Raw genomic sequence first — 17,688 nt, forward strand, 5'->3', positions numbered from 1 at the left:
CAGCCAATGCACTTGACGCCCCGCCAGAACCCTTGAAGTCGGCACCTCCTTGACGCGACCCTGTCACTAGACGCACATCCGTCCGTAACCCCGACCCGCGACTCTGGCCGCCCCACCGGTCAACCGCCCCCCACATCAAGGGAGTTCGCATGCCCGTTGTCTACGCGCGTCGAAGCACCGACCGCACCCGGCGCACCCGCCCCGCCTTCGCCGCCGCGGCCGTCGTCCTGGCCACCGCCGCCACCCTCCTCACCGGCACCTCCGCCCAGGCCGCTCCCCCGGCTCCGGTCAGCGCCGCCACCGCACGGACCTACCTCGGCGACCTCACCGTCAAGGCCGAGGGCTCCTCCGACGGCTACAGCCGCGACAAGTTCCCGCACTGGAAGACGCAGTCCGGCGCCTGCAACACGCGCGAGGTCGTCCTCAAGCGCGACGGCACGAACGTCCAGCAGGACTCCAGCTGCGCCGCCACCTCCGGCACCTGGAAGTCCGCCTACGACGGCGCGACCTGGACCGTCGCGTCCGACCTCGACATCGACCACGTCGTGCCGCTCTCCGAGGCGTGGAAGTCCGGCGCGAACAGCTGGACCACCGCGCAGCGCGAGGGCTTCGCCAACGACCTGACCCGGCCGCAGCTGATCGCCGTGACCGACAACGTGAACCAGGCCAAGGGCGACAAGGACCCGGCGGAGTGGCTGCCGCCCACCGCCTCGTACCACTGCTACTACGCCCGGATGTGGGTGGACGTGAAGCACCACTACAAGCTGAGCGTGAACACCGAGGAGAAGAGCAAGCTCTCCTCGATCCTCAGCGGCTGCTGAACCGTTCCCGCAACCGCCGGACGGGTTTCGCCACAACCGCCGAACCCGTTCTCGCGGAACCGGCCCGCCCCTCCCCGTCGTTCCGTACCGTACGGGGCGACGGAGGAGGGTGATCACCTGTGCCACGGCTGCGCCTGGGTCCACTGCTGAGGTACGTCGACGGTTCCACGGCGACCGTCTGGGTCGAGGCCGACCGGCCCTGCACCGCCGAGGTGCGGTGCGCGGACGGCTCGGGCGGCACGGCCCGGACCTTCCAGATCGCCGGCCATCACTACGCCCTCGTCCCGGTCACCGGACTGACACCGGGCACGGAGACGGCGTACGAGGTGCGGCTCGGCGCCGGCGCGGGGGCCGGGGCCGCCGTGTGGCCGCTGCCCGACTCGCCCTTCCCCGCGAGCACCATCCGCACGCCCGCGGAGCCCGGCGAGGGCGACCCGGAGCTTCGGGTCACGTTCGGCTCGTGCCGGTGGGCCGCCCCGCCGTCCGGCGAGCACGACCCCGTGGGGCCCGACGCGCTGGACACGCTCGCCGCCCGCATCGCCGCCGACCCGGCCGCCGAGCGCCCGGACGTCCTGCTGCTCCTGGGCGATCAGGTGTACGCGGACCAGACCTCCAAGGCCACCCAGCGCTGGCTCGCCGCCCGCCGCGATCTCACGGACCCCCCGGGCACGCAGGTCGCGGACTACGAGGAGTACACGCACCTCTATTACGAGTCCTGGCTGGACCCCGAGGTGCGCTGGCTCCTGTCGACCGTGCCCAGCAGCATGGTCTTCGACGATCACGACGTGATAGACGACTGGAACACCAGCGCGGCCTGGGTCGCGGAGATGCGGGCCACGCCCTGGTGGCGCGAGCGCATCCTGAGCGGCCTCATGTCGTACTGGGTCCACCAGCACCTCGGCAATCTGCCGCCCGACGAACTGGCGCGCGACAAGCTCTACGCCTCCGTGTGCGCGGCCCGCGACGGCACCGACGTGCTGCGCGCCTTCGCCGCGTCGGCCGACGCGGACGCGGGTGCCGCCCGCTGGAGCTACCGGCGGGACTTCGGGCGGGTCCGGCTGCTCATGGTGGACACCCGCGCGGCCCGCGTCCTCGCGGAGGACGAGCGCGCGATGCTCGACGCCGCCGAGGCGGAGTGGGTGCGCGAGCAGGCGCTCGCGGATCCGGGGACGTACGACCACCTCCTCATCGGCACCTCGCTGCCGTGGCTGCTCCCCCACCTCATCCATGACGCCGAGGGGTGGAACGCCGCGCTGTGCCGCGGTGCGCGCGGCGAGCGGTGGGCCCGGTTCGGGGAGAACCTGCGCCGGCGCTCGGACCTGGAGCACTGGGCCGCCTTCCCCGCCTCCTTCGAGGCGCTGACCGCGCTGATCGCGGAGGCCGGTTCGGGGCCGGGGGCGCCCGCGACGGTGTGCGTGCTCTCCGGCGACGTCCACCACGCCTACGTCGCCGAGCCGAGCTGGCCCGCGGGCGACGGGCCGGATGCCCGAGTGCTCCAGCTGACCTGCTCGCCGGTCCACAACTCCATCCCCAGATCGATCAGGCTCGGCTTCCGCTTCGGCTGGAGCCGAGTGGGGCGTCGCCTCGGACGGCGGTTCGCCCGGCACGCCGCGGTGTCGCAGGCGGGCATCGACTGGCACAGGACGGGCGGCCCCTGGTTCGGCAACCAGCTCATGACCCTGACGCTGCGCGGCCGTTCGGCGCGGCTGCGGCTGGATCAGGCGCGAGCGGTGCGGGGCGGGGGCGTACGACTCGAGACGGCGGAGGAGAGGCGGCTTTCGTGAATGCGTGAAGGGGCCGTGTCGCTGCGGCACGAGTCCCTTACACGTCCGGGGTTCGGCGGCGGGGGCACCGACGGCATGATGAGGCGGACCATCCGGTTCCAGCGTCCTCAATGCCCCGGGAGTCACGCTTTTGTCTACGTCTACGTCTCCGCCCGTACGTATACGTGCGCTCGCCCTCGTCGGCGCGGGCCCCCGCGGCACCAGCGTGCTCGAACGGCTCTGCGCGTCGGCGGCCGAGCTCCTCACGCCCGGCACGCACCTGACGGTCCACGTCGTCGACCCGGACCCGCCGGGCGCGGGCCGCGTCTGGCGTACAACGCAGCCCGCCGAGCTCCTGATGAACACGGTCGCCTCCCAGGTGACCCTCTTCACCGACGCGAGCGTCGACTGTTCGGGGCCGATACGCACGGGCCCGAGCCTGTACGAGTGGGCCGCCGAGGGGCGGGTGCCGGGGCTCGGGCCCGACGACTATCCGACCCGCGCCTGCTACGGCCGCTACCTGGAGTGGGTCTTCGCGGAGGCGGTGCGGCGGGCGCCCGGCACGGTGCGGGTCCGGGTGCACGCGGCGCGTGCCGTGCGCCTGGACGAGACGGCCGACGGCCTGCAGACCCTCGTACTGGACGACGGTCTCGAACTGTCCGGCCTCTCCGCGGTCGTCCTCGCGCAGGGCCATCTGCCGACGGCCGCGGGCCCGGAGCAGCGGCGCCTGACGGCCCATGTGGCCCGGCACGGCCTGCGCCACTTCCCGCCCGCCAACCCCGCCGACCTGGACCTGTCCGTGATCGCCCCCGGCGAGCGGGTCCTGCTGCGCGGCCTCGGTCTCAACTTCTTCGACCACATGGCGCTCCTGACGGAGGCCCGCGGCGGCCGGTACGCACGTACGCCCCACGGCACCCTGCGGTATGAGCCGTCGGGCCGCGAGCCGCGCCTGTACGCGGGGTCGCGGCGCGGCGTCCCGTACCAGGCACGCGGCGACAACGCGAAGGGCCCCTACGGCCGCCATGAGCCGGCCGTCCTCACCGCCGACGCGGTCGCCCGCTTCCGCAAGCGCGCGGACAGCGGCGACGCGCCCGACTTCCTCGCCGAGATATGGCCGCTGATCGCGAAGGAGGTGGAGACGGTCTATTACGTGGCGCTGCTGGAGGGTCGGGGCGGGCGTGACTTCCGGGAGCGTTTTCTCGCCGCCGAGCACGGGAGCCCCCAAGAGCGCCTCGTGCTGGACGAGTTCGGTGTGGACGGTGCCGACCGCTGGTCCTGGGGGCGGCTCTCCGCGCCGCATCCGCCCCTCCCCTTCGCCTCGCCGCGGGACCACCGCGCGTGGCTGCTCGGGCGGTTGCGCGAGGATGCCGCGCAGGCCGCGCTCGGCAACGTCGCGGGGCCGCTGAAGGCCGCGCTCGACGTGCTCCGCGACCTGCGCAACGAACTCCGCGGCGTCGTCGACCACGGGGGGCTCTCCGGGGTCTCGCGCCGCGACCACCTCGACCGCTGGTACACCCCGCTCAACGCCTTCCTCTCCATCGGCCCGCCGCGCCGCCGCATCGAGGAGATGGTGGCCCTGATCGAGGCGGGGGTCCTTGACGTGCTGGGACCGCGTCTGACGGTGCGGCCCGACGGTGGGTCCTTCCTCGCGCACTCCCCCGACGTGCCGGACTCGGCCGTCCGGGTCACCTCCCTCATCGAGGCCCGGCTGCCCGAGCCCGACCTGCGGCGCACCGGTGACGCCCTGCTGCGGCGCCTCCTCGCGGACGGCAGATGCCGGGCCCATGTGGTCGACGGGTATGAAACCGGAGGCCTGGACGTGTCGCCGCGGCCCTACCATCTGATCGACCGTCAAGGACGTCCCCATGGCCGCCTGTTCGCGTTCGGGGTGCCCACGGAAGGGGTCCACTGGGTGACCGCGGCCGGTGCGAGACCCGGCGTCGACTCGGTCACGCTGTCCGACGCCGACGCGGTGGCGCGGGCCGCCCTGCGTACGGCCGCCGGCACCGCCACGGCGCCGCCCGCCCCCGGCGCCGAGCCGAAGCGGAATCTCCGAATGACCGAATGTTGAACTTGCAAGCACTAATTAGGTTGCCCTAATCTTGGGCCTCCGCTCGGTTACCGTCCCCCAACCGAAGGAGTCCCCCACCATGACTGGACGTCTCAACAGCGCCCAGCCCTACGCCCTCGGCCTGTTCCGCATAGTGATCGGCCTGCTGTTCGCCTGCCACGGCGCCGCCTCGCTCTTCGGCGTCCTCGGCGGCGCCGCGGGCGGCGGCACGATCGACGCCGGCACGTGGCCCGGCTGGTACGCGGCCGTCATCCAGCTCGTCGGCGGCATCCTGGTCCTGCTGGGCCTCGGCACCCGCGCCGCCGCGTTCATCTCGTCCGGCTCGATGGCCTACGCCTACTTCAAGGTCCACCAGCCCGAGGCCCTGTGGCCCATGGAGAACGGCGGCGAGGCCGCCGCGATCTTCTGCTGGGCGATGCTGCTCTTCGTCTTCACCGGGTCCGGCGCGCTCGGCCTCGACCGGCTCTTCGCCGCGCGCGGCGAGAGCCGCGACAAGGAGGACGCGGACGCGAAGCGCACGCCGGTCGCGGCCTGACCGCGCGACGCGCTCCGGCACACCTGACGGCGCCCTTTTCCCCGATACGTACGGGGAGAAGGGCGCCGTCGCCGTACGTACCGCCCTGTGTCCCGGCCGCTTTCTTCAGGCCCCCCATGCCCCGCCCGACTTCTGGTCCTCGGACAGGGCCGCGAACGGCACCGTGAAGCACGCGGCCCGGTCACCGGCGCCGCCCGGCTCGTCGTGCAGCACGACGGAGGCCGCCTGGCCGGGCCTGAAGCCCCAGTCGTGCCGTGCGGTCGCCTTGCCGGAGCCGTTCGTTCCGGCGGTGAAGTCGAGCCACACCTCGTTCTTCGCGTTGACGTAGGCGGGGTCCTTCGAGGGCTGGACCGGGTCGACGCGGTGCTGGTAGTGCCCGCCCGCCGCCTCCGGTTTCGCCGCGCACGGCTTCTGGTGCACGTGCACGCCGTACGCGTGCCCCGCCTTCATCCCCTTGACCCGCAGCGTCACGGTCGTCCCGCCGCCCTCGACGCTGCGCTGCACGACCTCGATCCAGGACCCCGCGGGCACCAGAGCCGTGTCGTACGTCACCGCGGGTGACGGGATGAAGGCGGCGGGCGGCGCGAACCACGCCTCGGCCCTCGACCAGGCGGACCCGGCCGCCGCGTCGGCCGCGCCCGCGGGCACCGCCCCCGCAGGCACCGCGCCCGCGGCCAGCACCATCGCCGCCACCGCCACCGCACCCGCCGCCATCCGCGACCCTGCCACCGTTACCGTCGCCATCGCCCGCTCCGTCCCTCGCTCGTGCCGCGTCCTACTCGTTCGTACGGGACTTCGGGGCCGTACGCCGCATCGGGGGAGGCAGCCGGGTGAACGTGATGTAGGGAACATCTAAGCCCCAGTGGATCTCTGTGCCCCGCACGCCGCGTACGCTGTACAGCTGTCACCAAGGCCGCCCCTGCCGTTCTCCGCGACAACAGCGGCAACGCGCTGCCGATCGGGGAGTAACGGGGAGTTACGGTGCTTGAAGTTGTGGGGGCGTTGACCGGCAGTCCGTGGATCTACGCGGTCGTTGCCCTGTCCGTCCTGTTCGACGTCTTCGTGCCCGTCCTGCCGAGCGGGGTCATCGTCATCATGTCGGCGACCGCTGCCGCGGCGGCGGGGACGGGGGCGGCGGGGCAGGTCCCGCACGCCGTGCCCGACATCATGATGCTCATGCTCTGCGCGGCCACGGCATCCGTGCTCGGCGACATGGTCGCCTTCCGGCTCGCCTGGCGCGGCGGCGAACGGCTCGACCGCGCCATCGCCCGCTCCCGGCGCCTGACCACCGCGCAGGAACGCCTCGGCACGGCGCTCGCGCGGGGCGGCGGCGTCCTGGTCGTCATCGCCCGCTTCGCACCGGCCGGCCGTTCGATCGTCTCCCTCGGCGCGGGCGCGGCCCACCGCAAGGTCCGCGAGTTCCTGCCCTGGTCCGCCCTGGCGGGCGTGGCGTGGGCCGGCTACAGCGTCGCCCTCGGCTACTTCGGCGCGCAGTGGCTGGGCGCGACCTGGCTGGCGACGGGCGTCTCGCTGCTCGCCCTGTTCGCGGCGGGGGCGGGGGCGGCCTTCCTGGTCCGCCGCCCGAAGCCGACGACGACGCCGGGCTGACGGCACGCGCCGTACGCGTACGACACGCCTACGACGCCCGCGCCGCGCTCCCCCGTACCTCCAGCCCCGCCAGCAGCTCCGCCGTAGCCTGCGCCACCGCGTCCACCGCCTGGTCGAAGACCTCGCGGTTGTGGGCGGCGGGGGCGCGGAAGCCGGAGACCTTGCGTACGTACTGGAGCGCGGCCGCGCGGATCTCGTCCTCCGTGGCGTCCTCGGGGATCGCGGGCGGACGGAGCGTCTTGATGCTTCGGCACATGCCTCCAGCTTGCCACCGCGACTCGCCCCCGTCCCCGTACGCCCTCCACGAAGTCGGCTCGATCGTTCGCACGCTTCACTCGCACACGTAATTCGAACAGGAGTACCATTACGGCGTGCCTGCCACCCCAGCCCCCCATGACTTCCCGAGCGACCTCCTCGCCGGCCAGGAGGAACTGCACCAGGTCCGCTCCGCGCTCCTGGCGCTGCTCAAACGCCTGCCCTGGTCGGTCGAGCCCCACGACGGGTTCAGCGACTCCACCGGCTGGCGCAGAACGGAACGCCCCGCCTCCCCGGGGTGGAGCCCGGAAGAGCAGGCCGAGGTCGAGGAACTGCGCGCGAAAGAGCGGGAGTTGGCCGTTTTCGTGACGTGCCACACGTACTGGGAACAGGTCACGGGACCCGACAACGTTGCCGCGCGCGCTGCGCTGAAACACGCCCACGAGACGCCGGACGAGTCCGTCACTTCCTAGCCATTGACAGCCGCAGAAGGCGGGCGTTGACTCGCTATCAGCCACGCACGAGAGCCCCCTTCGAGCCACGGAGGTGCAGCCTTGAACGTCCTGATAGTCGTCGCGATCCTGGCCCTCGTGGGCCTGGGCTTCAGCCAGCCACTGCTCTGGCTCGCCGCGGCGGCACTCGCCTTCTACCTGGCGCGCTTCTACGAAGGCGGCTCCGCCGCCAAGAAGAGCGGTCCGGGCGGCGGCGCCGCGAGCAGCAGCGGAGGCATGGGTGGAGGCGGCGGCAGCGGAGGAGGAGGCGGCGGCTACCCCAAGACCTACCGCGACTACCGCATCCGCAAGGAGCGTCAGGAACGCTGGGACCGCAGGTACCGCAGAACGCACCCGGGATCCGGCCGCTGACCTGACCTCGCCACGAGACGACACGAAGGCCCCCCGCCTGAATCGGCGGGGGGCCTTCGGCACACCGGCACGGCATTCGCGCACTACGCGCGGTCTGCGCGGTCGGCACGTCGTCAGTGACGCGGGCCCTGCTTCCGGTCGCGCCAGCCCTCGCCCTTCGCGCCGCGCTCGCCCTTGGCGCGGTCGTACTCGATCTGCTCCTTGCGCACCGTGTCCGAGACCTCCTGCGTCTCGGTGACCCGCTCGGTCTCCAGGCGTACGCGCTCGACCGGCACGGACTCCTTGCGGACGACCGCCTTCTCGGCGTGCAGGGTCACCTCGGCCTCGGCCTCGCCGATGGTCGCGCGCGTGCCGTCGCCCTCACGGATGGGCTCGCGGACGACACGGACCTCCTCGTGCGAGAGCGGCACGGACGTCTTCACGTCCTCGGTGACGACGACCTTGCGCAGCCGCGCCTGGCCGACCACTTCCTCTTCCGTGCCGACGCGCAGCCGCTCCTCGGAGCGGATCATCTCGTCGGACTTGGTGTCGTCGCGGCCCGTCGAGCGGCTCGCGGCGCCCGCTCCGACCATGCCGGCACCCGCGCCCGCACCGGCCATGCCCTCGCGCATGCCCTCACGGCCACGCGTCCCGGCCGCCGGCGCACGGCCGGCCGCACCGCGGTTGGTCGCCTCGGGCCGGGTCAGCCCGTAGTGGGCGTAGAGCTCGTGCTCCTCGCCGGGGTCGATGTGCTGGTCGGCGTCGATGCGGGGAGCGTCCTTCACGGCTTCCTTGGTCGTCGCCACGTGCAGCTGGTCGTCCTGGCGGCGGGCCCCGGCGAGCGGGACGAAGCTCTGCTTCATGCCGAAGAGACCGGTCTTGACGGTGACCCACTCGGGGCGGCCGCTGCGGTCGTCGAGATAGACCTGCTCGACGCTGCCGATCTTCTCGCCGGTGCGGTCGTAGGCCGTCAGGCCCGTGAGCCCGTCGGGGTTGGTGAAGCCTTCGCCCTGCGTCATGGGTGATCACTCCCTCGGAGCGCGCGACGGGCGATGTCGTTACTCGCCACGGCAGACGCACGCTTCCCCTCCATCGCGCGCCGCGTCCCGGCACACCGCAACCAGGAAAGTGACGGAACGTACACGCAGCGCGCCGCGAAGGCCGCGCAGCGGCACGCCTGAGGCGATCGATGCGATCTGGCCCCTCCCCGTCCGGTTAGCCCATTCGGGGTAACGCGACGGAGCCCCCCACCACTGTGTGGTGAGGGGCTCCGTTGCTGTACTACCCGGTGGGCGCGGACGGTTTCGAACCGCCGACATCCTCCTTGTAAGGGAGGCGCTCTACCCCTGAGCTACGCGCCCGGGAACGAGTGGACAGCCTACCTTGCCGCAGGCAGTGCCCCGCAAACCCCTTTTGCGTCGCCGCCGGGAGGGCGGCGCGGGGGGCGGGCGTCCGGGGGTTAACCCCACCCCGGATTCTGCGGCCGCCCGGATTCTCCCGCCCCGGGCGGTTCCGTAGAGTCTGCCGGAGAGAGCAAGATCATTCCAGGGGGAGCCCGCCATGACCGTCGTCCGCGTCGCCCGCACCCGCCGTCCACGGGCTGCCCGCGCCCACCGCGCCCTCGCCGCCGTCGGCGGAACCGTGGCCGTCGTCCTGCTCGTCGGCGCGTGCGGGGCAGACGCCGACGACGACACGGAGCCGGAGCACCGGACGTTCGCGCTGGCGGGGAAGACGCTGACCGTCGAGTCCAGTGACTCGTCGCTCGAACTGGTCCCGGCGGGCCGGGGCGCCAAGGGGGTGAAGGTGACCCGCTGGTTCCACGGCGAGACCGTGCTCGGCGGCGACCCCAAGGTGACGTGGGAGATGGACGGCGACCGGCTCAAGCTCGGCATGTCGTGCTCCGGCATCATCGCCAACTGCTCGGCGAAGCACCGCGTGGAGGTGCCCCGCGGGGTCTCCGTGAACGTCGAGAACAAGGACGGCCGGGTCACGGCGAGCGGGTTCCGGGACGCGATGAAGGTGCGTACGAGGGACGGTTCCGTCACCGTCAAGGACGCAGGGGCCGCGCTCGACCTGCACAGTTCCGACGGGTCGATCACCGTCGACGGGGTCGAGGGGCGCCTCGACCTGCGCAGCTCCGACGGGTCCATCACCGCGCGCGGCGTGACCTCCCGGCACGTGGGCGTCGACGCCAAGGACGGGTCCGTACGGCTGGAGCTGGCCTCCGTGCCGGACCGCATCGAGACCCACAGCAAGGACGGCTCCGTCGACATCGCGGTGCCGGGGTCGGAGGACGGCGAACGCGTTCGGTACGACGTACGGACCGAGACCTCCGACAGCGCCGTCGACGTGTCGGTGCCCAAGGACGACAGCAGCCCCCACCACGTCTCCGTCCACAGCGCCGACGGCAAAGTCACGGTGCGCAGCGCGAACTAACGGGCCCGTGTATTCGTCTTCAACCGGTGGGAGAATGTGACACCGGGCAGGGCGGATGACAGCACGGGAGAGGGATAGTGACGGCGACACCTTCGCAGCCGTACACACCGGACAGAGCGGGGATCAGAGGCACGACGGGCACGGGTGAGGCAGAGGGGGCGACCGGGGTTTCCGCGGCTCGGGCTCCCCGTCCCTTCCGCGGGCGGGCGCGCCCCGGCCCGCTGCGTGACACCCTCGCCCTCGTCACCGCCGTCACCCTCTCCCTGCCGCTGCTCGCCCTGGCCGTCCCCGCCGCCTTCGCCGGCGGCGGCACCCGGCGCTGGTTCGGCGGCCGGAGCGAGAGTCTGCGGGCCGAGGCGCAGGCCGCGAAGGACGCCGCCGCGGCGGCCTTCTACGAACTGGACACCGCCCAACGCGACCTCCGCATCTCCATCGAGACGATCGTCGCCGTCGACTCCTCGCCCGCGGCCCAGCGCGCCGTCTCCGACTTCGAGGCGATCGGGCACCGCATCGACGAGGTCAGCCACCAGTACATCAGCGCGGTGGACGCCCACGACCTGGACCGGGACGACCTGGAATCCTCCGTCGCCGCCCGCGCGAGGACCGAGCTCACCGCCGCGAAGACGGAGCTGGGCAAGGCCAAGCAGGACCTGGAGCGCTTCCAGCAGGGCCTCGGGCCGCTCCTCGACAAGGCGGAGACGCAGCTCGCCCGGCTCGCCCCCGCGGTGGAGCGGGCCCGCCAGACGCTGCTCGCCGCGAGCAACGCCCTCGACTCCGTGCGCGCGGCCGGCCTGAAGGCCGACGACCTGGCCGCCCGCCTCGCGGCCCTCGGCCCCGAGCTGACCAAGCTCAACCAGGGCGCGGGCCGCCACGGCGTGCCGGAGACGCTGCAGCGCGCCGACCGCGTCCTGCGGGACGCCGAAGCCGTGCGCGCCGAGGCCGAGCGGCTGCCGGAGCGGGCCGCCGAGATCGACCGGCGCCTGGTCTCGCTGCGGACCCGCGCGCAAGCCCTCACGACCCGTACGGGCCAGGTCGACCCGGTCCTCAGCGAGCTGCGGCGCCGGTTCACCGCCGCGTGCTGGCAGGACCTGCAGCACGTCCCCGACCAGGCCGCGGAGAACGTGCGCCAGGCCGAGGCCAAGCTGAAGGAGGCCCAGCGGGCGCGCGACGAGCAGCGCTGGCCCGACGCGACCTCGCGGCTCTCCACGGTCCGGGCGCTCCTGAACACCACGGACGAGGCGGTCTCCGCGGCGGGCGACCGCCTCCAGCGGCTGAACGCGGTCTCCAAGGACCCGCAGCAGGAGATCGAGCGCACGCGCTTCGCGATCCGGGACGCGCAGCGCCTCGCGATGGCGGGCCGCCAGACGCCCGAGCAGCGGCACGCCCGCCCGCTCGACGAGTCCGTGGCCCGCCTGGACCGCGCGGTCGCGTCCCTGGAGGGCCGCCACCCCGACTACTGGCACTTCCTGACCGAGACCGAGGCGGTCCGCGCGACGGTGGCGCGTGTGGTCGCGCGGATACGGGAGGAGCGGGGGCAGGGCGCGTGACGGCGGCGGCCGGACCTCCACGCCCTGGGGGCGTCCCTCGGGTGCGGGTCCGTCGTGGTTGATCGCGCAGTTCCCCGCGCCCCTTAGCGGCGACCGAGGCCCCGCCCCCCGTTCCGCTGAGTCCCCGCGTCCCTCGGGGCGTCCCTCGGGTGCGGGTGCGTCGTGGTTGATCGCGCAGTTCCCCGCGCCCCTTGACGGCGACCAGCCCCGGCCCCCCGTTCCGCAGAGTCACCAAGCCCTTGACGGCGACTGACGCCCCGCCCCCGTTCCGCAGAGTCCCCGCGCCCCTCCGTTTCGCGTGGCACCCGGGTCACTTCGTTGCAAACGGCTGTGCGAATGTGGGGAGATGCTCGACTCTGCCCCGTCCTCCCCGTCCTTTGCCGCGGCTCTTCGGGCGCGGCGTCTCGTCGCCATCGTGCGCGGCTCCGATCCCGACGCCTCTTTCCGTACGGTCATGACGCTCGTGGAGTCCGGCATCCCGCTCGTCGAGGTCTCCCTCAGCGGCTCCGACGCGCTCGGCGTGCTGCGGCGGGCGCGGGCCGAGCTGGGCGCGGACGCGTGGCTCGGCGCCGGTACGGTCCTCACCGCCGACGACGCGCGCCGCGCGGCCGACGCGGGCGCCAACCTCATCGTCACGCCCGGTCTCGGCGCGGGTGTCGACGAGGCCGTACGCCTCGGCCTCCCGGTGCTCGGCGGCGTCCTCACGCCCACCGACGTCATCGCGGCCCGGGCCGCGGGCGTGACGGCGCTGAAGGTCTTCCCCGCGTCGGCGATGGGCGGCCCCACCTACCTCAAGGCGTTGCGCGCCCCCTTCCCGGACGTCCCGTTCGTGCCGGTCGGCGGCGTCGACGCGGTGGCCGCGGAGGCGTACCTGGAGCTGGGCGCGGTGGCGGTGGGCGTCGGCTCACCGCTGATCGGCGACGCGGCCGACGGCGGCGACCTGGACGAGTTGCGCGCGCGGGCGGCGGAGTTCGTACGAGTGGCGGAGGAGGCGACGGCCCGATGAGCACACCCCCCGACGCCTCCCGCGCCCCTCACTCCCCCTCTCCCGACGTTCTCACCCTCGGCGAGACCATGGTCGCCCTGCGCGGCAGCGGGCCCCTCAAGCTGGGCGGCTCCCTGGACGTCTCCGTCGCGGGCGCCGAGAGCAACGTCGCCATCGGCCTGTCGCGCCTCGGCCACACCGTCCGCTGGGCGGGGGCGGTCGGCGACGACGAGGCCGGCGAACTGGTGCTGCGCACGCTGCGCGCGGAGGGCGTCGACGTCGGCGCCGCGACGCGGGATCCGTCGGCGCCGACGGGGCTGCTCCTCTTCGAGCCCCGGCTGCCCGATGTGACCCGCGTGCACTACTACCGTGCGGGCTCGGCGGGTTCACGACTGACCCCCGCCGCGGTGGACGCGGCGTTCGCGGCGGGCGCGCCGCGCGTCCTGCACCTCACCGGCATCACCCCGGCCCTCGGCCCGTCGGCGGCGGAGGCGTGCCGACGTGCCCTGCGGCTCGCCCGCGACCACGGCACGCAGGTCTGCCTGGACGTGAACTTCCGCTCCCGCCTGTGGAGTGCGGAGCAGGCGTCGGCGGAGCTCCGCGGCTGGCTCCCCCATGTCGACGTACTCATCGCCTCCGACGACGAACTCCCCCTGTGCCTCCCGTCGTCCCCGTCCTCGGACACCGAGCCGGAGAAGACCCTCCTGGCCGAGGGAGTCCGCGAACTCGTGGTCAAGCTCGGCTCCCGGGGCGCCACCGTCCACACGGCGGACGACACGCTGCACTCCCCCGCACGGCAGGTCCACGCGGTGGACGCGGTGGGGGCGGGCGACGCGTTCGTGGCCGGCTACTTGTCGGCCCTGCTCGACGGCGCGGACGTGGCGACGCGCCTGGACCGCGCCATCACGACGGGCGCGTTCGCGGTGGCCTCCCGAGGCGACTGGGAGGGAGCCCCCACGAGACAGGAGCTCACGCTGCTGTCCGCGGCCCCGGGAACGGTGGTCCGCTGACGACGGAATCACGCCTACGGCACCCACTCGGACGGACCACCCAGCGACGCAGGCCAAGGCGAGCCACTCGGCGACGCAGGCCAAGGCGGACCACTCAGCGGCGCAAGCCAAGACGGACTACTCAGCAGCGCAGGCCAAGGTGGACTACTCAGGGGCGCGGGGAACTGCGCGACCAGCCACGACGGACCCGCAGCCGCACCCCCGGCTCACCGCCTCAGCCGCAGCACCCGCCCCCACAGCACCCGCCCCCGCCCCCGCCCGCCGCAGGCGAGGACGAGGAGGACGAGGAGGACGAGGAGGACGCCGACGCCGAGCCACCCACCGCCACCGTGGACAGAAGCTTCACCGTGTCCTCGTGCCCCGCAGGGCAGGACGCCGGCGCCCCCGACTCCGCCATCGGGCGCGACAGCTCGAACGTGTCACCACAGGACCGGCACCGGTATTCGTAACGAGGCATGGGCCCAGGCTACTGGGACCCCACCGCCGAGAGGAACGCCCCGGCGATCTTCTCCCCCGCCGCGATCCCCCGCTCCGTGAGCACCGTGAGGCCCGCCGCCGAGAACCCCGTGTCCGCGAGCTCCCCGTGCCCCGGCCGCCAGGAGCGGTCCGCCGCGAGGAGCAGGTCCGCGTCGAGGAGCGAGTCGCCCGCGGCGAGGATCTCCTCGGCCCCGGCCCGCCGCGCGACCTCCCGCACGGCCGCGCTCTTGGTGAGCGGCTTCGGTACGGCGTACAGCTTGCGGCCCTGGAGCGAGACCGTCCAGCCGCGCTCCTCCGCCCAGATGGCGAGCTCCTTGACCCACTCCTCGGGCAGCAGCGCCCGCTCGACGACGAGGTACGCGAAAAGGTCCTCCGCGACGCGTTCCTTGAGGAGCCACGCGGGGTCGGCGGTGCGCACGAGATGGGCGCGGACCTCGTCGAGCGTCGCGCACTCCGCGGCGAGGCGGCGCGCGACCACCGCCTGCCAGTCGGGGTCGGAGACGCCGTCGACGAGCAGGTGCCCGCCGTTGGCGCAGACCGCGAACTCCGGTGCGGGGCCGGGGAGATGGATGCGCCCGTACTGTGCGCGCGTACGCGTCGTGGTCGGCACGAAGACGGCCGTGCGGGCCAGCTCGTCGAGGAGCCCGGCGGCGGTCTCGGTGACGTACGACAGCGGCTTGCCCTCGTACACCTCGACGCAGAGGAGCCGCGGCGCCTGTGCGTCCGGCATGCTCAGGCCGAGCGCGGCCGTGGAGTAGATGAGGGTGCGGTCGAGGTCGCTGGCGACGATTCTGGTGACGGTCATCGGGACGCCACCGCCCTGCCGTCCGCGCCCGTCGCGCCGCGCGTGTACTGCGGGTGGATCAACCCGACGCAGGTGTACGGGAGTTCGTCGACCTCTTCCACCGGCACGCCCCGCTGCTCGGCGAGCAGGCGTACGTGGTCGAGGTCAGCGCCCGCGCCCTTGCGGGCCAGGATCTTCCAGGGGACGCGGCGCAGCAGCACGCGCGTCGTCTCGCCGACGCCCGGCTTGACGAGGTTCACGTCGTGGATGCCGTACTCCTCGCTGATCCGCTCGACGGCGGCCCAGCCCTCCCAGGTCGGCGCGCGGTCGGCCGAGAGCAGTTCCTTGACGCGTACGTCCACCGCGTCGGTGACCCCGTCGAAGCGCGCGGCGACCGCGTCGACGAAGTGCCCGGACACGTCGGCGTCGGCGAGCTCGCGGTAGAACTTGCCGCCGTGGAAGTCATCGGGGCCGACCAGGTCGGCGCGCAGGACGGTGCGTGAGATCAGCCCCGACACCGTGGAGTTGAGGCAGGCGGAGGGGATGAGGAAGTCCTCGCGGGTGCCGTAGGTGCGCACACACGAGCCGGGGTCGGCGAGCACGGCGATCTCGGGGTTGAAGCCGGTGGGGCCGCCCTCTTCCTCGAACTCCCTGATCGCATCCGCCAGTTCGCGGGTGATCGCGCCCTTGCCGGTCCAGCCGTCGACGAAGACGACGTCGGCCGGATCGTGGTGGGCGGCGAGCCAGCGCAGCGCGTTGGCGTCGATGCCGCGGCCGCGGACGATCGACACGGCGTAGTGCGGCAGGTCGAGACCGTGCCGGTGCGCGGCCCAGCGGCGCATCAGGACGCCGACGGGCGTGCCCGCGCGGGCCAGGGAGACCAGGACCGGGCGCGGGGACCGCTCCGCGAGCACGGTCTCGGTGACGGTTCCGACGGCCTGTGCGATGCGGGCGGCGGAGGTGTCGAGCGCGGCGCGGAACAGCTCCTGGTAGCGCTCGCTCGGCTGGTACTCGACGGGCAGCGACTCGGCGTAGTGCGCGCCACCGCTCTGTATCGCCTCCTCGCGTTCCTCCGTGGGCGCTTCGAGCGTCACGTCCGAGAGGTCCTGGAGCAGCCAGCCGACGTCTTCGGACGCGTACGAGGAGAAGGCGGGGCCACGGAGTGGCTCGGGAAGCATGCGGGACCTTTCAGGAACGTGCTCAGGGACGTACTCGGGCACGTACGACGGGATCACGGCCAGCAGGACGTGTCCGGTGTGCGCGGAGAGCTGGGCCAACAGCCCGTCCGGGGCGTGCAGTTCGGGCATGTCGGCGACCGAGTCCACGACCGCGACGATCGCGTCGAAGCCGGCACCCGCGACGTTGTAGGCGTACCGCGTGCCGGGCCCGTCGGCGGGCTCGTCGTGCGCGGGGAAGGCGAGGCGGGTGCGGATCGCGTAGCCGGGGTCGTCCACGGCGAGGACGGGCGACCGGGTCGTGGTGGAGAACCGCACCTCCGCGTCCGTACGCCGTTCCAGCTCGACGCCGAGCGCCAGCGGGGCGTACATCAGCTCTTCGAAGCCGAGGACGAGCACGCGGCGCGCGTCGGCGGGCAGCTCACGGGCGATCCGGTCCGCCATGCCGGGCAGCGCCGCGTCGAGGGCCGCGCGGTGCGCCGGCGTGAAGCCGTGCCGCCCGCCGTCGGGGACGCCCGCGGGCCAGTCGAGCTCGACGCGGTTGACGTGACCGCTCGGACCACGCTCCCCCCGGGGCTGCGGGACGGGCAGAGCGGCGGCGCCCTCCGGATCGTTCCCGGACCCGCCCTCGTACTCGGCGACCAGCGCCTGCCCCTTCTCCAGGACGCCGTCGGGCAGCCGGACCGTGCCGGACGCGGCCGCGACGAGGTCGACGTGCGCGCCGATCTCGCGGGCGAAGCCGTCGAGCCGCCCCTGGTCCTCGGGCGAGCGCATGTCGACGAGCGCCACGATGACGTACCGCTCGCGCGGGAAGCGCTCGTGGAGGGCGCGCACCGTGTTCAGGACGGTGTTGCCGGTCGAGAACTCGTCGTCGACGAGGACGAGTGGGCCGTCCCCGGCGAGCAGCCGGGGGTCCTCGGGCAGCAGCAGGTGGGATGTGGCGTGCGAGTGGGACTCCTCGAAGCCGCCCGCGCGCTGGACGCCCTCGACGGGGCGCCGGGTGGAGTGCAGGTAGGGGGCGAGGGCGACGCCGTCGGCGACGGCGTGGCCGAGGCCCGTCGCCGTCTCCGCGTAGCCGAGGACGACGGCGCGTCCGGCCTCCTCGTCGCCGAGCAGGTTCCGCACCCGGACGCCGAGGTCGTGCCCGGCCGCGTACACGACCGACGGGAGCTGCGGGACGTGCTTGCCCAGGACGTTGGAGACCAGGAGGTGGGCCCGCTTGGGGTTGCGGCGCAGGGCGAGGCCGAGCATGCCGCGCAGCGCGTCGTCGCCGTCGAGGCCGACGCCGAGCCGCTCGGCGACCCAGCTCCCCGACCACACCGGCGCTTGCGGCGCCACGTTCTCGCTGTCGTTCTCGTGCTGCGATATGTGCGTCATGT

General features: G+C 73.4%; 18 protein-coding genes and 1 tRNA gene. 12 read left to right on the plus strand and 7 right to left on the minus strand.

What is annotated here, in order from left to right:
* Positions 1-149: 149 nt before the first annotated feature.
* The 4 genes from DEJ49_RS10540 to DEJ49_RS10555 all read left to right on the plus strand — a co-directional run bounded on the left by DEJ49_RS10540 (position 150) and on the right by DEJ49_RS10555 (position 5,190).
* Complete coding sequence (locus DEJ49_RS10540; protein ID WP_150183894.1) at positions 150-821, plus strand: HNH endonuclease family protein; 672 nt, start codon at positions 150-152, stop codon at positions 819-821.
* Positions 822-940: 119 nt separating this feature from the next.
* On the plus strand, positions 941-2,605 hold the full coding sequence (locus DEJ49_RS10545; protein ID WP_150183895.1) for an alkaline phosphatase D family protein: 1,665 nt from the start codon (positions 941-943) through the stop codon (positions 2,603-2,605).
* Positions 2,606-2,735: 130 nt separating this feature from the next.
* Entirely contained in the window at positions 2,736-4,655 is a 1,920-nt protein-coding gene (locus tag DEJ49_RS10550) for an FAD/NAD(P)-binding protein (RefSeq protein ID WP_150183896.1), read from the plus strand.
* A gap of 79 nt (positions 4,656-4,734) precedes the next feature.
* Positions 4,735-5,190, plus strand: coding sequence for a DoxX family protein (locus tag DEJ49_RS10555; RefSeq protein ID WP_150183897.1), 456 nt, complete (start codon positions 4,735-4,737; stop codon positions 5,188-5,190).
* Positions 5,191-5,295: 105 nt separating this feature from the next.
* On the opposite strand, the gene DEJ49_RS10560 is transcribed toward DEJ49_RS10555, so the two are convergent.
* The gene (locus tag DEJ49_RS10560; RefSeq protein WP_223832789.1) at positions 5,296-5,934 is read right to left on the minus strand and encodes a superoxide dismutase family protein; all 639 of its coding nucleotides are present in this window, start codon (positions 5,932-5,934) and stop codon (positions 5,296-5,298) included.
* Between the two features lie 237 nt (positions 5,935-6,171).
* On the opposite strand from DEJ49_RS10560, the gene DEJ49_RS10565 reads away from it, so the two are divergent.
* Complete coding sequence (locus DEJ49_RS10565; protein WP_150183898.1) at positions 6,172-6,798, plus strand: DedA family protein; 627 nt, start codon at positions 6,172-6,174, stop codon at positions 6,796-6,798.
* Positions 6,799-6,826: 28 nt separating this feature from the next.
* Here DEJ49_RS10565 and DEJ49_RS10570 read toward each other — a convergent pair whose 3' ends face one another.
* Positions 6,827-7,054, minus strand: a complete 228-nt coding sequence (locus tag DEJ49_RS10570) for a DUF2277 domain-containing protein (RefSeq protein WP_150183899.1) — start codon at positions 7,052-7,054, stop codon at positions 6,827-6,829.
* A 115-nt stretch (positions 7,055-7,169) separates the two neighbouring features.
* Here DEJ49_RS10570 and DEJ49_RS10575 point away from each other — a divergent pair, with 115 nt between their 5' ends.
* Both DEJ49_RS10575 and DEJ49_RS10580 read left to right on the plus strand, forming a co-directional pair.
* A complete protein-coding gene (locus DEJ49_RS10575; RefSeq protein WP_150183900.1) occupies positions 7,170-7,526 on the plus strand; it encodes a hypothetical protein in 357 nt (118 codons plus the stop codon).
* Between the two features lie 81 nt (positions 7,527-7,607).
* Positions 7,608-7,916 carry a hypothetical protein gene (locus tag DEJ49_RS10580; RefSeq protein ID WP_150183901.1) on the plus strand — a complete coding sequence of 103 codons (309 nt, stop codon included), beginning with the start codon at positions 7,608-7,610 and terminating at the stop codon, positions 7,914-7,916.
* A 113-nt stretch (positions 7,917-8,029) separates the two neighbouring features.
* On the opposite strand, the gene DEJ49_RS10585 is transcribed toward DEJ49_RS10580, so the two are convergent.
* Positions 8,030-8,914, minus strand: coding sequence for a PRC and DUF2382 domain-containing protein (locus DEJ49_RS10585; protein ID WP_150183902.1), 885 nt, complete (start codon positions 8,912-8,914; stop codon positions 8,030-8,032).
* Positions 8,915-8,947: 33 nt separating this feature from the next.
* On the opposite strand from DEJ49_RS10585, the gene DEJ49_RS36730 reads away from it, so the two are divergent.
* Positions 8,948-9,076, plus strand: coding sequence for a hypothetical protein (locus DEJ49_RS36730; protein WP_263398786.1), 129 nt, complete (start codon positions 8,948-8,950; stop codon positions 9,074-9,076).
* Positions 9,077-9,184: 108 nt separating this feature from the next.
* Here the strand turns inward: DEJ49_RS36730 and DEJ49_RS10590 are convergent.
* A tRNA-Val gene (locus DEJ49_RS10590) sits at positions 9,185-9,256 on the minus strand.
* Positions 9,257-9,455: 199 nt separating this feature from the next.
* On the opposite strand from DEJ49_RS10590, the gene DEJ49_RS10595 reads away from it, so the two are divergent.
* The 4 genes from DEJ49_RS10595 (at position 9,456) to DEJ49_RS10610 (ending at position 13,873) form a co-directional block, all read left to right on the plus strand.
* Complete coding sequence (locus tag DEJ49_RS10595; protein ID WP_150183903.1) at positions 9,456-10,331, plus strand: DUF4097 family beta strand repeat-containing protein; 876 nt, start codon at positions 9,456-9,458, stop codon at positions 10,329-10,331.
* Positions 10,332-10,408: 77 nt separating this feature from the next.
* The gene (locus DEJ49_RS10600; RefSeq protein ID WP_411757151.1) at positions 10,409-11,878 is read left to right on the plus strand and encodes a hypothetical protein; all 1,470 of its coding nucleotides are present in this window, start codon (positions 10,409-10,411) and stop codon (positions 11,876-11,878) included.
* Between the two features lie 346 nt (positions 11,879-12,224).
* On the plus strand, positions 12,225-12,884 hold the full coding sequence (locus DEJ49_RS10605; RefSeq protein WP_150183904.1) for a bifunctional 4-hydroxy-2-oxoglutarate aldolase/2-dehydro-3-deoxy-phosphogluconate aldolase: 660 nt from the start codon (positions 12,225-12,227) through the stop codon (positions 12,882-12,884).
* Positions 12,881-13,873, plus strand: coding sequence for a sugar kinase (locus tag DEJ49_RS10610; RefSeq protein ID WP_150183905.1), 993 nt, complete (start codon positions 12,881-12,883; stop codon positions 13,871-13,873). Before DEJ49_RS10605 ends, DEJ49_RS10610 begins: the two co-directional genes overlap by 4 nt.
* Before the next feature lie 214 nt (positions 13,874-14,087).
* Here the strand turns inward: DEJ49_RS10610 and DEJ49_RS10615 are convergent, their stop codons facing one another.
* The 3 genes from DEJ49_RS10615 to DEJ49_RS10625 are packed head-to-tail and all read right to left on the minus strand — an operon-like array spanning position 14,088 to position 17,686.
* Positions 14,088-14,330 (minus strand): FmdB family zinc ribbon protein, encoded by a 243-nt coding sequence (locus tag DEJ49_RS10615; RefSeq protein ID WP_150183906.1) that lies wholly within the window; start codon positions 14,328-14,330, stop codon positions 14,088-14,090.
* A gap of 9 nt (positions 14,331-14,339) precedes the next feature.
* On the minus strand, positions 14,340-15,155 hold the full coding sequence (locus DEJ49_RS10620; protein ID WP_150183907.1) for an HAD family hydrolase: 816 nt from the start codon (positions 15,153-15,155) through the stop codon (positions 14,340-14,342).
* Entirely contained in the window at positions 15,152-17,686 is a 2,535-nt protein-coding gene (locus tag DEJ49_RS10625) for a phosphoribosyltransferase (RefSeq protein WP_190329312.1), read from the minus strand. The genes DEJ49_RS10620 and DEJ49_RS10625 overlap by 4 nt, the downstream gene beginning before the upstream one ends.
* Between the last annotated feature and the right edge of the window lie 2 nt (positions 17,687-17,688).

Source organism: Streptomyces venezuelae (assembly GCF_008642335.1).
Taxonomy (GTDB): Bacteria; Actinomycetota; Actinomycetes; order Streptomycetales; family Streptomycetaceae; genus Streptomyces; species Streptomyces venezuelae_F.

Bases quoted from the DNA above. Each gene is read 5' to 3' on its own strand.
- DEJ49_RS10540 (WP_150183894.1), top strand. From the start codon at position 150: ATGCCCGTTGTCTACGCGCGTCGAAGCACCGACCGCACCCGGCGCACC.
- DEJ49_RS10555 (WP_150183897.1), top strand. From the start codon at position 4,735: ATGACTGGACGTCTCAACAGCGCCCAGCCCTACGCCCTCGGCCTGTTC.
- DEJ49_RS10560 (WP_223832789.1), bottom strand. From the start codon at position 5,934: ATGGCGACGGTAACGGTGGCAGGGTCGCGGATGGCGGCGGGTGCGGTG.
- DEJ49_RS10570 (WP_150183899.1), bottom strand. From the start codon at position 7,054: ATGTGCCGAAGCATCAAGACGCTCCGTCCGCCCGCGATCCCCGAGGAC.
- DEJ49_RS10585 (WP_150183902.1), bottom strand. From the start codon at position 8,914: ATGACGCAGGGCGAAGGCTTCACCAACCCCGACGGGCTCACGGGCCTG.
- DEJ49_RS36730 (WP_263398786.1), top strand. From the start codon at position 8,948: ATGTCGTTACTCGCCACGGCAGACGCACGCTTCCCCTCCATCGCGCGC.
- DEJ49_RS10595 (WP_150183903.1), top strand. From the start codon at position 9,456: ATGACCGTCGTCCGCGTCGCCCGCACCCGCCGTCCACGGGCTGCCCGC.
- DEJ49_RS10605 (WP_150183904.1), top strand. From the start codon at position 12,225: ATGCTCGACTCTGCCCCGTCCTCCCCGTCCTTTGCCGCGGCTCTTCGG.
- DEJ49_RS10610 (WP_150183905.1), top strand. From the start codon at position 12,881: ATGAGCACACCCCCCGACGCCTCCCGCGCCCCTCACTCCCCCTCTCCC.
- DEJ49_RS10615 (WP_150183906.1), bottom strand. From the start codon at position 14,330: ATGCCTCGTTACGAATACCGGTGCCGGTCCTGTGGTGACACGTTCGAG.
- DEJ49_RS10620 (WP_150183907.1), bottom strand. From the start codon at position 15,155: ATGACCGTCACCAGAATCGTCGCCAGCGACCTCGACCGCACCCTCATC.
- DEJ49_RS10625 (WP_190329312.1), bottom strand. From the start codon at position 17,686: ATGACGCACATATCGCAGCACGAGAACGACAGCGAGAACGTGGCGCCG.